The sequence below is a fragment of the Paenibacillus sp. FSL R7-0210 genome (assembly GCF_038009085.1).
Taxonomy (GTDB): Bacteria; Bacillota; Bacilli; order Paenibacillales; family Paenibacillaceae; genus Paenibacillus_AQ; species Paenibacillus_AQ silagei.
Genome location: NZ_JBBPAR010000001.1, coordinates 3,524,267 through 3,538,021, shown reverse-complemented (window position 1 = coordinate 3,538,021; position 13,755 = coordinate 3,524,267). Strand labels below are relative to the sequence as shown.

Sequence of the window (13,755 nt, the reverse complement as noted above, 5' to 3'; positions counted from 1 at the left end):
TGAGAATAGTGGAGGGTAACATGAAACAAGAGGTTAAACCATGGTTTTTTTTCAAAAGAAACGCCGAAAAGTCCGAAATCAGATTACGCTTGTTTTTGTTCCCTCCTGCGGGCGGGGATGTGTCAACCTTCCTGCACTGGGAAGAGCAGATGCCGCGAGATGTGGAGACCTGCTTGGTCAGGCTGCCGGGCAGAGGGGCCAGAATAACGGAACCGGCCATTGATAATGTGGATATACTTACAGATCTATTGCTCCAGGAAATGAAAGAGTACACGGATGTGCCCTACGTGTTGTTCGGGCATAGCATGGGAGGGCTGGTCTCCTATGAGCTGACGCAAAAAATATATAAGCAGGGGCTTAACTTACCGGAATATGTAATTATATCAAGCATGAAAGCACCCAACTATATGAACAAGTTCACGGAGAGTCTGACCGAAGACGGAAATGACAAATTATATCTGAAGAGCAATGCTGAATTTATGGATACAATCATCGGTCTTGGCGGAATCCCGGACGCTTTCAGTGAAAACAGAGAGTTTCTGGAGTTAATCCTGCCTACCTTTAGAAAAGATATGAAAATGTGTGAAACGTATAATCCTGAGAATGCGCAAGCTGTCCCGGTGTCATTTGATATCTATGGCGGGAACCGCGATAGCATTGCTACTAAGAAAGAACTAGAGGGATGGAAGAAATACACCACCCAAAAATATGCACTCACCCTCTTTCAGGGGAACCATTTTTATTTTATGGATAATCCCAATATGCTTCTGTTCCATCTGCGCAATAAATTAATGGATATAGGCAATAAGCTTACGGATCAAACTCATAGAGAGTGGAGGATGAAAGATGAATGTGATTCAAATCGATAATTTGGTCAAAAAGTTTGGTGACTATACAGCAGTAAACGGACTCAATCTGTCCATTGAAAAAGGTGAGGTATTTGGTCTGTTAGGCCCGAATGGAGCCGGCAAGAGTACCACGATTAATCTGGTATGCGGCCTGCTGCATGCGACATCGGGGAACATCAGGCTATTCGGAAATAAGGTGGAGGATGAGAAAAGAAAGCTTGGCTTTGTCCCGCAAAACATTGCCCTGTATGATAATTTCACTGCGTATGAGAACGTTAAGTTCTTCGGTGAGCTGTATGGACTGAAGGGGAAAGAATTGGAGAATGGAATTGATGAAGCCTTGGAATTCACCGGCCTGTCCGATGTCAAACGTAAAAAAGCGAAGACATTCTCGGGCGGGATGTTAAGACGATTGAATATTGCTACTGCTTTGGTCCATCAACCGCAGATTCTTATTATGGATGAGCCAACGGTCGGGATTGATCCGCAGTCCAGAAACCACATCCTGAAGTCTGTCCAGCGGTTAAATGAGAAAGGCGTGACGATTGTCTACACAACACATTATATGGAGGAAGTTGAAGCGATCTGTAATCGCATAGCCATTATTGACAAAGGCCAGGTCATTGCTTCGGGTACAAAGAAAGAATTAACAGATCTGATCAGTGATAAGAAATCTCTGCAGTTAACCGTTGATGATGCTCTTGAACTGGATAAGGAAGCAATCTCCCATATTGATGGCGTGGTTAATGTGGAAATCAATGACAACCTGATCCAGGTGGAGTCGTTAAAAGAAAATGATAATTTGAATGCAATTATTGCATACGTAAACAGCAAAAATGTGAAAATCAGAAGTATCGGCACCACAGATGTTACGTTGGAAACCGTATTCCTGACATTGACAGGGCGCAAATTACGCGACTGACCATAGAGTCTAGAGGAAAGGAAGATCATATGTTTCAGATCATAAAGAAAATCATTAAAAATCAAATCAGAAATCCAAAGTGGTTATTATTCTTGATGATATTCCCTATCTTTTTAATGATTCTGATCGGTTCGATTCTAACGAGTGCTTTCTCCGATAAATCAAATCTGACCAAGGTTGACGTTGCGTTGCTCAATCAATCGGAAGGAATGGCAGCCGAGGTTATTGATGCCTTAACCACAGCTTCTGTATCCATCGAAAAAGATTACGGGATCAAAATGGGCTACACCGACTCAGAGAAAGAAGGCAAAAAAGAGGCACGGGTGAACAAAAAAGTATTCGTGCACCTGGATAAGGAGAAGATCCTGGTCTACGGAAATGAATCGGAGCCGTTAAATACAGCGAGAGTGGTAGCCTTATTCCGCAGTGTGGCCAGCAGCATTCAGACGGTTAAGGAAGCCTATAAAATAGACGGGGAAAAAGCGATTGAACTGATTGGCGCGGATAATGCCACGTATGAAGTGCCTGTAGAGCTGATTCCCTCCAAAAGTGCCATGAGCTCCTATGATTATTATGGAGTGGTGGAATTAACGCTTATGGTGATGTATATGATGCTGATTCCCATTGGGGATCTGTTTACGGATAAAAGAACCAAAATCAAAGAGAGAATTTTACTTACAGGACTTAGCAGGGTAAAGTATTATTTCGCTTCGTTGGCTGCGTATTCCATTTTTGCCTTAGCGGTGTTCATTCCAGCCTTTATCTTTTCTATCACATACTTGGGAGTAAACTGGGGCAATTATTCTGTGCTCATGTACTTGTATATCGTTTTATTTGCCATATTCAATGTGGCGCTAGGCATGTTATTGGCCCAGTTATTAAAAGCCCGCGGCAAAGTGGATGTGATTCTGTCTGTGATTATCCTGCCGATTTTCTCCTTTCTTGGGGGATCGTATACCCCCTTCCCTTATGATATGGGCGGTGTTTTCGGCAAGATCCTGCTGGTCTCCCCGTTAAGATGGGTGAATGTCGGCATTTTCAAAAGTGTCTACGCGCAGGATAGTCAAGTTATCTGGGTAAGCTCTTCCATATTTATCCTTTTAATATTCATCTGTCTCTTTATTGTGGTTGCTAAAGAAAAGAAGGAGGAATTAAGAGCATGAGAACATTTTATGCATTAATAAAAAATAACTTAAGAATTTCGATAATGCATAAACCGATTTCTTTTCTGTTAATGACCATTACTCCGATCATCGTCCTGATTATTGCCAGTAAGCTGGTCAGCTATTCCACAACCTTTGTTAACGTAGGCATTGCGGATGGGGATCATAGCCGGGCCTCAGAAGCCGTAACCCAAATTGTCGGCGGTCTTGAGGGCATTAAGGTCTTCTATATGGATGAGAATGAAGTGGAGGCTAATTTTCAAAGTAATAAAATCAATGCGGCTTTGGTCATCCGCAGCGGATTCCAGAATGGATTGTTAAATAATTCGATCGAGAAGCTAGTAGTGAAAGGAAATGAAGAGCAGAACGTCTATACCCTGCTACAGGCCATCCTCAAGAATCATTTGTTGAATTTACGTAACTTGGGCAAGATTTCTGGGGGGGATGCTGCTGTATTCGAGAATGCGGTAGGCAATTATATCGCCAGCTCTGAGTTTGTGGAGAAAACCTCTCTTAACGATTTGTATACGGAATACAACAATTCCAATATCTTTGTCGGATTTTTGATCCTGTTCATTTTCTTCAATTCATCAGCTATAGCGAATGTAATCAATACGGATAGGGAGCGCAATATTTACGCCAGGATCTTCCTCTCTCCGGCCAAAGTATGGATGTATTATCTGTCTAATGTACTCTGCAATCTGGTCATCGTCGCCTTTCAAATCCTGGCCGCAGTCCTGAGCATGGAATATTTCACGAATACCTCCATTGGCGTGGAGCCTGGTGTGCTGTTTCTGATTCTCTTCCTGACGGCGTTGGTGGCGGTCTCCTTGGGGACATTCTATGTTTCCATTACGGAAGAGGCGGATGCGGCTTCAATGATTTCCAATTTTGCGAACCTGCTGATTGTTATCCTGGGCGGCTGCTTTATTCAGGTGGAGCTGTTTCCTAAATTAATCAATGCCATTTCCTATATTTCACCGGCAAGATGGGCTATGGGAAGTATTCTGGATTTACAGCAAGGATTAACCTTGGGAGATATAGCTGGAAACGCGTTTTTACTTGGCGGAATGGCAGCGGTGATTCTAGCCGTGTCGGTAATCATAACCAGCAAGCGGGAAAAGAAATTCAGAAGTCTTTCCTAAGTGGCAACTAATTCAACTAGACAAGGATAGGAATATAACTATGGCAGAACTCTATTATATGAATATCGAAGACCCCATACGTGCTGAAGATTATCAGACGTTACTGGGCATATGTGCCTCAGACAAAAGGGAAGCCATACACAAATTCAGATTTGAGGCAGATCGAAAAAGAACCTTGTACGGGGAAGTGCTGGCCAGATTCATGATCACAAAGAAAACTGGAGCTGCGATGCCAGACATTGAATTTGACAAAAATTCATACGGAAAACCTTATGTAAAGGATCAGAATGAGATATTTTACAATATATCTCATTCTGGAAAGTATGTAGTCTGCGGATTGGATACTGAGGATATTGGAATAGATATTGAAGAAATTCGGGACATTGACCTGGATATTGCTACACGCTTCTTCCATGTCAAAGAATATGAGGATATCATTTCTCGGGAAATAAGAGAGCAGGCTCATTCGCTGTATGATTTTTGGACGTTAAAAGAAAGTTATATTAAGTTTTTGGGAGTCGGGCTGAGTAAGCCGCTGAACTCATTTTATTTCATGATTAATGGAGAATCCGTACAGCTCTGCTCCCAAGAAGACCATACAGTTTATTTTCACCGTTACTTGCTACAGGATAATTACAGGCTTGCCGTTTGCATAAGCACACCTGATCATATCCATATGGAAAAAATATCACTTCATGACCTTGTAGCCTACATTAAGAGTGAAAGTTAATGGATAAAATCTGGTAAGGAGTTCCTGGCATGAAGAAAATAGTTGCGATTTCCGGAGCATTAAGCACTTTGTTTTTTTTGATACATCTTATAGTGGCCTGTATCTATTACGCAGGAATCATGCCGTATGGATATATTCATATGACCATTGGCGGCATTCTGTCCATTGTCATGTCCGTCCATATGCTTTCCGCTATCTTCCTGATGGTGAAAAATCGCCAAAGGGATAAACAAGCCAAGCAATATCCGCAGCTCAATATGGGCACTGTAATCCAGTCCGCAACAGGTATTTTCACAGGGATATTTTTATTGGTGCATATCCTGGTGATTGAATTAAGTAAAAGGATAGACGGGACTGTGTTTAATATTATTTATGTTTCAGCAGAGTTTTTGTTTCTCTTAACTGTAGGTCTGCATATGGCCATCAGCGTGCCCAAGCTCTTTATATCCATGGGAGTCATTAAAAAACGGGAGAATTACCCGCTCTTCATCAGAGGGACCTATGTCTTCTTAGCCTTGGTGCTGGTGATGTATATGGGTTCCCAAATTATGTTCTGGGCAGCATAGACAGCCGGGTGAACCTTGTTGTCTGAGGGAGAGAGAGGAGTGTCAGCATTCGGATGAAGAATATACTAGTAATGGGCAGTGGCCTGGCCGGAATGACGGCAGCGCTGAAGCTTGTGGAAGAAGGAGCAGCTGTTACCTTGGTGTCACCGGCGTATTCAGAGAGAGCACAGTCTGTAATGGCCATGGGCGGAATTAATGCTGCCTTGAATACCAAGCATGAAGATGATTCGGTAGATGAGCATTTTGCGGATACTATGCGGGGAGGCAGTGATCTTAATGACCCTGAAGCCGTGGCTAATCTGGTACAGAGGGCTCCGGAGATCATCCGCTGGCTTGAAGAAATCGGTGTGAATTTCACCCGGGATGAGAAGGGCAGAGTGGATCTACGGAATTTCGGCGGACAAAAAAAGAAACGTACTGCCTACGCCGGTGCGCGTACCGGTAAACAAATTGCCACAGCTATCATAGCTAAATGCCGGAAATATGAAGCTGCTGGCCAAATCAAGCGGCTGACGGGTTGGAGATTCCACTCCCTATTAATAGAGGGTAAGGAATGTGCGGGTGCTGTTCTGTTGCACGAAAACACGAACGAATTGCAAATCCTGGTTGCCGATGCTGTGATTATGGCCGTCGGAGGGCCGAATGGCGTTTTCGGAAAAACTACCGGCTCCAGATTAAATGATGGCTATGCTGCGGGAATGCTGCTTGAACAAGGAGTCGAATTTTCGAATCTGGAGATGATTCAATATCATCCTACGACAGTACATACCCCTTCCAAACGTATGCTGATTACGGAGGCTGCACGTGGCGTCGGAGGAAGATTGTACGTCATCAAAGAGGGGCAGCCCTGGTACTTCATGGAGGAATGGTTTCCGGGATATGGGGCTTTAATGCCGCGTGATGTGGTGAGCCAGAGTATCTATAAAGTGTGCAATGAGATGAAGCTGGGCATTAACGGGAGCCAGGAGGTTTATTTGGATGTCTCTCATCTGTCCCCGGAAATAATTGATGTACAGTTAGACGAAGTTGTCAGCATCTGTTCGAAATTCTTAAACGTTAACCCATATAAGGAACCCATTCCAGTGGCTCCAGGGATTCATTACTTTATGGGGGGAATCAAGACGGATAAGGATCACACCACGAATCTAGCGAGACTTTTTGCCGCAGGAGAATGCTCCGCTCAATATCACGGGGCCAACAGACTGGGCGGAAATTCGTTATTAGGCGCGATTTGTGGAGGATGGGTTGCAGCTGAAAGCTCTCTAATGGTCAGCCCAATGGATAAAGCTGCCGCAGAAAAAATAGGTGAACAGCAGCTGGAGACAGCAAATCAGGAGCTGCAGCGTTGGGAGAAGAGGGCGAATACTTCTATAAAAGGCTATGTTCAGATCAAACAAGAATTATCAGAGCTTATGTATGGCGCCATGGGTATATATAGAAAAGAGAGACAGCTGCTGGAAGCCAAAAAAAGGCTGGAGGCAATGAACAACGACACCGCAGAGTCCTGGTATCATCATCATTTTTATGAATACAAAACATTATCAGCCAATATTTTATTGGCAAGGGGAATGGTCGAGTCGGCATTGGCCAGAAAAGAGAGCCGGGGAGCACATCAGAGAATCGATTATAGTGAAAAGAATGATACACAATTCAAGAAATCTACGAATGCAGTATTTCTGAATAATAGTATCTGCATTGAGTTTAATTAAGAAAAGAGGCAGTACTATGAGTATCAGGATTAATATCAAGCGGCAGGAAAATGGGGCGAAGGAAGCCTACTGGCAGAGCTTTGAATACTCGGGTGAATTACATGTATCCATAGGGACTCTAATTAATAATTTGAATAGTGAAATGCTGGAAAAGGACGAGGGAGAACGGCCGATCCGCTTTGACTGCAGCTGTGAACAGGGGCTGTGCGGAGCGTGTGCAATGGTGGTGAACGAGAAGCCGGTACTGTCCTGCCAATTATTTTGCGATGATCTGGTACAAGAGAACAATGAAATTACGATTCATCCCCTAAGTAAATTCCCGGTCATAAGCGATTTGGCAGTGGACCGGAGTCAAATGTTCGAAGTGATGAAGGACATGAAGCTATGGCTGGAAGAACCGGCAAAGGTTAGAACCGCCAATTTAACGCTGCAATATGAAGTGTCCCAATGCCTGATGTGCGGCAGTTGTCTGGAGGTCTGCCCCAATTACAGCCTGGGTGAGTTATTTACTGGAATGTCCTCCGCGATGTCGATGACTAATCTGACCTTATTAAGTGAGGACAAAGCCTATAAAAAACAATATACCCAAAGAGTATATGATGGCTGTTCCAAATCTCTTGCCTGCCAGGAAGTTTGCCCCATGGACATTCCGATTGTGGAGGCGATCTCCAAAATGAATAGAGTATCGGTCTGGGGAATGTGGAACATGTTTACCAAACTACGATAGCGGAGGACACACCATGAAACAACTCTACATCAAGCAAAAGGTATTCAGCATAGGCGAGAAGTTCACGGTGAAGGATGAGCGGGAGCAGGATGTGTATTACGTAGAGGGCAGCTTCATGCGGATTCCGAAGACGTTCTCGATTATGAATGCAGGCGGAAGGGAAGTTGCACAGATTACGAAGAAGGTGTTCAGCTTCCTGCCCAAGTTCTTCGTGGAAGCGGATGGCCGTGAGGTGCTCACCATTAAGAAGGAGCTGTCGTTCTTCAAGGCGCGTTATTCGATAGATTCGGCGGATATTGAGGTGCACGGGAACTGGTGGGATATGGATTTCCAGGTCTTGCAGCGCGGGGCGGTCGTCGGGGAAGTGAGCAAGAAGTGGTTCACCTGGGGCGACAGCTATAGTGTGCAAGTATGGAAGGAGGAGCTGGAGGCGATCATCATCGCGATTGTGGTGGCGATCGATTGTGTGAAGAGTGATGAAGCCTCGGCTTCTAATCAGTAGCTATTCTTCCAACAACATAAAAGACAAAAAGAGCAGCGGTTCTCCCGTTATTGGAGAATCGCTGCTTTGTATTTGGTATAAAATCATGAAACAAAATTGATAATGAGAAGCATCAAAACTGATATCTTACCGCAATGAAAGCGGATACAATAAATTTGTAGTAATAATCAAGAGGGGGCAAGAACCATGAAGATCAAAAAAAAGACAATGTTACTGGCAAGCTCGGTAGTTGTACTGTCTGCCCTAATGAGCGGCTGCAGTAAAGAAGCGGCAAGCCCGGAAGCATCACCTGCTGCCCCTGCGGCATCGGAATCCTCCCAGGAGCCTTATGTAGTCAAAATAATTATGGTGGACGATGCGGATGATGAAGCGGTGAAGGCGGTTGCTGCAGAAGCAAGCAAAATTACAGAAGCGAAGTTTAACACCACCATTGAGCTGGTCCGGTACGGCTTCAGTTCCTTTAATCAACAAAGAAATCTGATGCTGTCCTCCGGGGAGAAATTTGACCTGATGCCAAGCCTGGGGCTGACCGTTCCGAACGCCTCCAACAGCGGTCAGGTGGTGGCGCTGAATGATCTGCTCAAGGAATACGGCAAGGATATGCTGGAGCAAATACCGCAGTCCGATTGGGATTCGACTTCCGTGGACGGGCAGATCTATGCGGTCCGCAATAATAAGGAGCTGGCCTCCGGTTATGGCTATGCCATCCCGACAGAGTATCTGGAGGCGCTGGGCACCGATCCTGCTTCGATCAAGACTGAAGAGGATTATGAGGAGCTCCTCAAGGCGGCCAAGCAGAAATACCCAAACATGTACCCGCTCGTCTCGGATGCCGGAACGATGGGATACTATATATCCTACAAGGATGATTTGGGAGGAGACCCCGGGGTACTGGAGGATTCCACCAAAGACAGCACGACAGTGGTGAACTGGTATACCTCGGATACCTACAAGGAGATTGTAGCGCGCCGTTATCAATGGCAGCAGGAAGGGCTGCTGCTTCCCAACGGTTCAACCAACTCGGAGAGCGCGGTTAGTCTGATTAAGGCCGGGAAGGCCTTCTCGTCCATCACCAACACCAAGCCCGGCGTCGAGGCTGAGATTGAGAGAAGTACGGGCAAGCCAATGACGGTCATTGAACTGGTCTCCCCGTACTCTACAACCAATAATATTAACAACCTGTGGTACGTTCCCCATAACAGCGAGAAGCCGGAAAGAGCGGTGCAGGTGTTGAATGAAATGTACACTAACCCTGAATTGGCAAATATCCTGATCTATGGCGTGGAAGGCAAGAATTATGTAGTAAAAGACGAATCCAAAGGGCTTATCGATTACCCAGAGGGCATGGATGCCGGTAACAAGACCTACAACGTTGATCCGTGGGCTTGGCCGAATGAGCTGATCTCTCATGTGTGGGCATCCGATTCCCCTACCGTGTGGGAGGATACACTGAAGTTCAACGAAGAAGCCATCAAGTCCGTGGCCAAAGGGTTTGTCTGGAACAACACGAAGGTACTGCCGGAGATTGCTGCAGTGAATAATGTGCTCTCGAAGTTTGTTAATGCACTGGATTGCGGAGATTTGAACCCTGACGAAGTGCTCCCCCGTTTCGAGAAGGAGCTGAAGAGCGCCGGCATCGACACGATTATCGCGGAGAAGCAGGCCCAGCTTGATGCCTGGCTCGCCCAGAAGAAATAACAGCTAGTTAGCCATAAGAACGCTCCCCCGGTCCGGCGGTCAGGACAGCAAGAGCGGGTTCCGGCCGCCGGGGCAGGGAGAGGGGAGGAAGCCAATGAGTCGCGTGAAAAAAATGAGCCGCTGGAAATTTAAACAGTATCTGCCCCTGTATCTGCTGCTGCTTCCCGGCACGATTTATATCATCATCAACAATTATATTCCCATGAGCGGAATCATTGTTGCCTTCAAGCAGTTCAATTACCAGAAGGGGATCTGGGGCAGCGATTTCATCGGGCTTAAGAATTTCGAGTTCTTATTCAAGACCCAGGATGCCTGGCTGATTACACGCAATACGCTCGGTTATAATCTGTTATTCATTGTCATTGGAACTCTGATGTCCGTAGGGGTAGCGATTCTGTTGAATGAGGTGACGTCAAAGGTCGCCAAAAATATATACCAGACCACCATTTTGCTGCCTTATCTGATCTCGATCGTTATTGTGGGTTATCTGGTCTATGGCTTCTTAAGTGCCGAAACCGGATTTATCAACAATTCACTCCTGAAGCCGCTTGGGATAGATGCTGTCTCATGGTATACCAGACCCGAGTATTGGCCAACTATTCTGGTAATAGTGAATGTCTGGAAGTATTTCGGCTTCAATACGATTATCTATTATGCCACCTTGGTCGGGATCGACAGCGGCTTCTATGAGTCAGCGGCAATCGATGGTGCAGGCAAGTGGAAGAGCATCCGCCATATCACCCTGCCCACGCTGAAACCGACAATTATCATTCTCACGCTGATGGCGATTGGACGAATCTTTTACTCGGACTTCGGGCTCTTCTATCAGGTGCCCATGAACAGCGGGGCGCTGATGAATGTAACCAATACCATTGATACCTATGTCTACCGCGGACTTATGCAGACCCAGAATATCGGAATGTCCTCGGCTGCCGGTGCGTACCAGTCTATGGTCGGATTTGTCCTGATTCTGCTGGCTAATTATATTGTCAAGAAAAGAGATCCCGACAGTGCATTATTCTAGAACATTCATAGAAAGCAGGGAATGCAGATGGTTCAAACCAACAAGGGCTTCCGGGTGTTTGTACACTTATGCCTGGCTGCAATATCCATATTATGTATCATTCCCTTCCTGCTGCTGATCGTATCGTCCATTACCAATGAGACCAGCCTGATTCAGGACGGGTATTCATTCTTCACCAGCCATCTTGATTTCACCGCTTATCAGTATATATTCACCAATTCCAGCGATGTGGCTCGGGCCTATCTGATCTCCATTATCGTCACGGTAGCCGGGACAGCGCTCAGCCTGCTCATTACCACCATGTTCGCTTATCCGCTGTCGCGCAGGGATCTTCCGGGGAAGAATCTATTTTCCTTTTTCATTTTCTTCACCCTGCTGTTCTCCGGCGGATTAATTCCGAGCTACATTATGTGGACACAGGTCTTCCATGTCAAAAATACGATGTATGCGCTGATCTTTCCCAATTTGCTGATGAACGCGTTCAACGTCATTATGATGCGCAGCTATTTCACGACGAACATTCCGGATGCCGTGACGGAAGCGGCCAAGATTGACGGAGCCGGTGAGATCCGGATTCTGTGGAGAATTGTACTGCCCATGTCCCTGCCGATTATTACAACACTGGTCCTGTTTATCGGACTCGGGTACTGGAATGACTGGCTGAACGGACTTTATTATATCAGCGACACAAGCTTGTACAGCTTACAGGTGCTGCTCAACAAAATGCTGCTCGACACACTCTTCATGATGAGCGGACTGGGCAATAAGCTGCAGGTTAACATGGCGATGAACTTTCCGACAACTGCAATCAAAATGGCCATTGCGGTAATAGGCCTGCTTCCTGTACTGGTGGTCTATCCGTTTTTCCAGAGGTATTTTGTCAAAGGGATCGTTGTCGGTGCAGTTAAAGGATAAGGGGGAAGAATTTCAATGCCGGACTATTCAAATTTTAAGGTAGCCTTATATTTTACGACGAGATGTATTTCCAATTTTGATTCTGTAGAGAGCCTTAGACGCGGTTTTGATTTTTTTGAGAAGCATTTGAACTGCTCCAAGGTCTATCTGGAGACCCACAGGGACGATATGGACATGTCCAGAGAGCAGCTTGAAGCCATGAAGCAGTTCTTCCTTGGCAAAGGAATTGCGGTCTCCGGCGCGATTACAACCACGCTGATGAAGACGACACTGAGCAAGCCGCTACGGAATGAAACCGGGGTTTTCGGCAGCGGGGGCACGATTTTTGGAAGCCAGGCCGAGCCGGTTGAAGAAGGCTATAAGCGGTCTTGCACAACGCTGTGCTACACCAATGAGGAAGAGCTGCTTAAGCTGGAGGACATGGTCAGATTCTCGGCGAGCGTGTTCGATGAGGTAATTATTGATGATTTCTTCTTCACGAACTGTACCTGCCCGTCCTGCATTAAGGCCAAGGGGGACCGGAGCTGGGCGGATTTCCGCTTGCAATTGATGACGGATGTATCGGAGAATGTAGTTATGCGCGCCGCCAAAGCGGTCAATCCTAAGGTGAACATGATCATCAAATTCCCGGACTGGTATGAAGCCTATCAGGAGACGGGGTATAACCCTGAGACGCAGGCCGGGATATTCGATGAGATCTATACCGGCACGGAGACGAGGGATTCCAACCATTCCGCGCAGAGCCTTCCGCGATATGGCAGCTATTCGCTCATGCGCTGGCTGGAGAAGCTGAAGCCCGGGCATAATGCAGGAGGGTGGATCGATTCGCTGGGAAGCACGCCGCATATTTCCTATTTCCTCGAACAAGCCTATCTCACGCTGTTCGCCAAGGGGAGAGAGCTGACCTTGTTCTGCTACAGCTGGCTGATCGACACCGTTCAGATTCCTGCACTCGGTCATGAGCTGGGCCGCCTGGATCAGGTGCTTGGTGCAGCCGGCAATCCTGTGGGCTTATCGGCGTATGAGCCGTTTCATGCCCGGGGCGAGGATCACCTGTACGATCATCTGGGCATGGCCGGATTCGCTCTGGAGCCTGCACCCCAATTCCCGGACAGCCCCGGCCTCGTCTTCATCTCGGCAAGCGGCGCCCAAGATCCTGACATCATGAATAAGCTGAGTAATCACCTGCTGAACGGATCGGATGTCTGTATCACCTCGGGGTTCCTGCGGGAGATGCAGGGCAAGGGTATCGAAGAGCTTACCTCGGCAAGATATACCGGCAGAAAAGCCTGCTCCAATGAATTTGTCTCCGAAGGCTCAGCCTTCAGCGGCTCTTACTGGAGCGGAAGCAGCGTGCTGTTGCCGGTCATTGAGTATATGAGCAACGCCGGGGATTGTCTGGTCGCGCTTAAGAAAGAAAACCACTGGGCTCCTGTGCTGTTAAGAAATAAATACGGCAACGGAACCGTCTATGTTCTGACCGTACCGGATGACTATGTCGAGCTGTATCAGTATCCGGCAGAAGTACTGACGATCATGCGCCAGCATTTGATGGGCGATTTGAAGATTTATCTAGAGTGCGGAGGGAAGATTTCCGTCTTCCTGTATGATAATGATACGTTTATTTTGGAGTCTTTTGCGGACGGCGAGGAGAAGGTTAAGGTGCACGTATCCGGGAATGGACGCAAATTGGTGGATGTAAGAACCGGAGACGTACTGCCGGTCTTTTACGGGAGACCGAATGAATCCGTATTTGAGGTTGAGGTGCAGCCGCTCCTGTACAGAGTGTTCAAGTTGGTATAGATA

Annotated in this window: 13 protein-coding genes; all 13 read left to right on the top strand. The window is 46.6% G+C overall.

Annotated features, from left to right (window positions below):
- The first annotated feature begins 20 nt into the window (after positions 1-20).
- Positions 21-869: a thioesterase II family protein gene (locus MKY64_RS15340; RefSeq protein ID WP_340954019.1), complete on the top strand. Its 849-nt coding sequence runs from the start codon at positions 21-23 to the stop codon at positions 867-869.
- On the top strand, positions 847-1,770 hold the full coding sequence (locus MKY64_RS15335) for an ABC transporter ATP-binding protein (RefSeq protein WP_036724993.1): 924 nt from the start codon (positions 847-849) through the stop codon (positions 1,768-1,770). The genes MKY64_RS15340 and MKY64_RS15335 overlap by 23 nt, the downstream gene beginning before the upstream one ends.
- A 29-nt stretch (positions 1,771-1,799) precedes the next feature.
- The gene (locus MKY64_RS15330; protein ID WP_339255504.1) at positions 1,800-2,933 is read left to right on the top strand and encodes an ABC transporter permease; all 1,134 of its coding nucleotides are present in this window, start codon (positions 1,800-1,802) and stop codon (positions 2,931-2,933) included.
- Complete coding sequence (locus MKY64_RS15325) at positions 2,930-4,078, top strand: ABC transporter permease (protein WP_036724991.1); 1,149 nt, start codon at positions 2,930-2,932, stop codon at positions 4,076-4,078. The genes MKY64_RS15330 and MKY64_RS15325 overlap by 4 nt, the downstream gene beginning before the upstream one ends.
- A 40-nt stretch (positions 4,079-4,118) precedes the next feature.
- Positions 4,119-4,808: a 4'-phosphopantetheinyl transferase family protein gene (locus MKY64_RS15320; protein ID WP_340954017.1), complete on the top strand. Its 690-nt coding sequence runs from the start codon at positions 4,119-4,121 to the stop codon at positions 4,806-4,808.
- Between the two features lie 29 nt (positions 4,809-4,837).
- On the top strand, positions 4,838-5,374 hold the full coding sequence (locus tag MKY64_RS15315; protein WP_209878062.1) for a hypothetical protein: 537 nt from the start codon (positions 4,838-4,840) through the stop codon (positions 5,372-5,374).
- 53 nt (positions 5,375-5,427) lie between these two features.
- Positions 5,428-7,083 carry an FAD-dependent oxidoreductase gene (locus MKY64_RS15310; protein WP_445671702.1) on the top strand — a complete coding sequence of 552 codons (1,656 nt, stop codon included), beginning with the start codon at positions 5,428-5,430 and terminating at the stop codon, positions 7,081-7,083.
- A gap of 16 nt (positions 7,084-7,099) precedes the next feature.
- A complete protein-coding gene (locus tag MKY64_RS15305) occupies positions 7,100-7,810 on the top strand; it encodes a succinate dehydrogenase/fumarate reductase iron-sulfur subunit (protein WP_036724987.1) in 711 nt (236 codons plus the stop codon).
- Positions 7,811-7,823: 13 nt separating this feature from the next.
- Positions 7,824-8,312 (top strand): LURP-one-related/scramblase family protein, encoded by a 489-nt coding sequence (locus MKY64_RS15300; protein WP_340954010.1) that lies wholly within the window; start codon positions 7,824-7,826, stop codon positions 8,310-8,312.
- Between the two features lie 186 nt (positions 8,313-8,498).
- Positions 8,499-10,010, top strand: a complete 1,512-nt coding sequence (locus MKY64_RS15295; protein ID WP_340954007.1) for an ABC transporter substrate-binding protein — start codon at positions 8,499-8,501, stop codon at positions 10,008-10,010.
- Between the two features lie 94 nt (positions 10,011-10,104).
- Positions 10,105-11,034 carry an ABC transporter permease gene (locus tag MKY64_RS15290; RefSeq protein WP_036724983.1) on the top strand — a complete coding sequence of 310 codons (930 nt, stop codon included), beginning with the start codon at positions 10,105-10,107 and terminating at the stop codon, positions 11,032-11,034.
- 27 nt (positions 11,035-11,061) lie between these two features.
- Positions 11,062-11,949: a carbohydrate ABC transporter permease gene (locus tag MKY64_RS15285; RefSeq protein ID WP_036724982.1), complete on the top strand. Its 888-nt coding sequence runs from the start codon at positions 11,062-11,064 to the stop codon at positions 11,947-11,949.
- Between the two features lie 15 nt (positions 11,950-11,964).
- Positions 11,965-13,752: a permease gene (locus MKY64_RS15280; RefSeq protein WP_340954004.1), complete on the top strand. Its 1,788-nt coding sequence runs from the start codon at positions 11,965-11,967 to the stop codon at positions 13,750-13,752.
- Positions 13,753-13,755: the final 3 nt, after the last annotated feature.

Coding starts and splice junctions, on each gene's coding strand:
- MKY64_RS15340 (WP_340954019.1), top strand. CDS start 21: ATGAAACAAGAGGTTAAACCATGGTTTTTTTTCAAAAGAAACGCCGAA.
- MKY64_RS15335 (WP_036724993.1), top strand. CDS start 847: ATGAATGTGATTCAAATCGATAATTTGGTCAAAAAGTTTGGTGACTAT.
- MKY64_RS15330 (WP_339255504.1), top strand. CDS start 1,800: ATGTTTCAGATCATAAAGAAAATCATTAAAAATCAAATCAGAAATCCA.
- MKY64_RS15325 (WP_036724991.1), top strand. CDS start 2,930: ATGAGAACATTTTATGCATTAATAAAAAATAACTTAAGAATTTCGATA.
- MKY64_RS15320 (WP_340954017.1), top strand. CDS start 4,119: ATGGCAGAACTCTATTATATGAATATCGAAGACCCCATACGTGCTGAA.
- MKY64_RS15315 (WP_209878062.1), top strand. CDS start 4,838: ATGAAGAAAATAGTTGCGATTTCCGGAGCATTAAGCACTTTGTTTTTT.
- MKY64_RS15310 (WP_445671702.1), top strand. CDS start 5,428: ATGAAGAATATACTAGTAATGGGCAGTGGCCTGGCCGGAATGACGGCA.
- MKY64_RS15305 (WP_036724987.1), top strand. CDS start 7,100: ATGAGTATCAGGATTAATATCAAGCGGCAGGAAAATGGGGCGAAGGAA.
- MKY64_RS15300 (WP_340954010.1), top strand. CDS start 7,824: ATGAAACAACTCTACATCAAGCAAAAGGTATTCAGCATAGGCGAGAAG.
- MKY64_RS15295 (WP_340954007.1), top strand. CDS start 8,499: ATGAAGATCAAAAAAAAGACAATGTTACTGGCAAGCTCGGTAGTTGTA.
- MKY64_RS15290 (WP_036724983.1), top strand. CDS start 10,105: ATGAGTCGCGTGAAAAAAATGAGCCGCTGGAAATTTAAACAGTATCTG.
- MKY64_RS15285 (WP_036724982.1), top strand. CDS start 11,062: ATGGTTCAAACCAACAAGGGCTTCCGGGTGTTTGTACACTTATGCCTG.
- MKY64_RS15280 (WP_340954004.1), top strand. CDS start 11,965: ATGCCGGACTATTCAAATTTTAAGGTAGCCTTATATTTTACGACGAGA.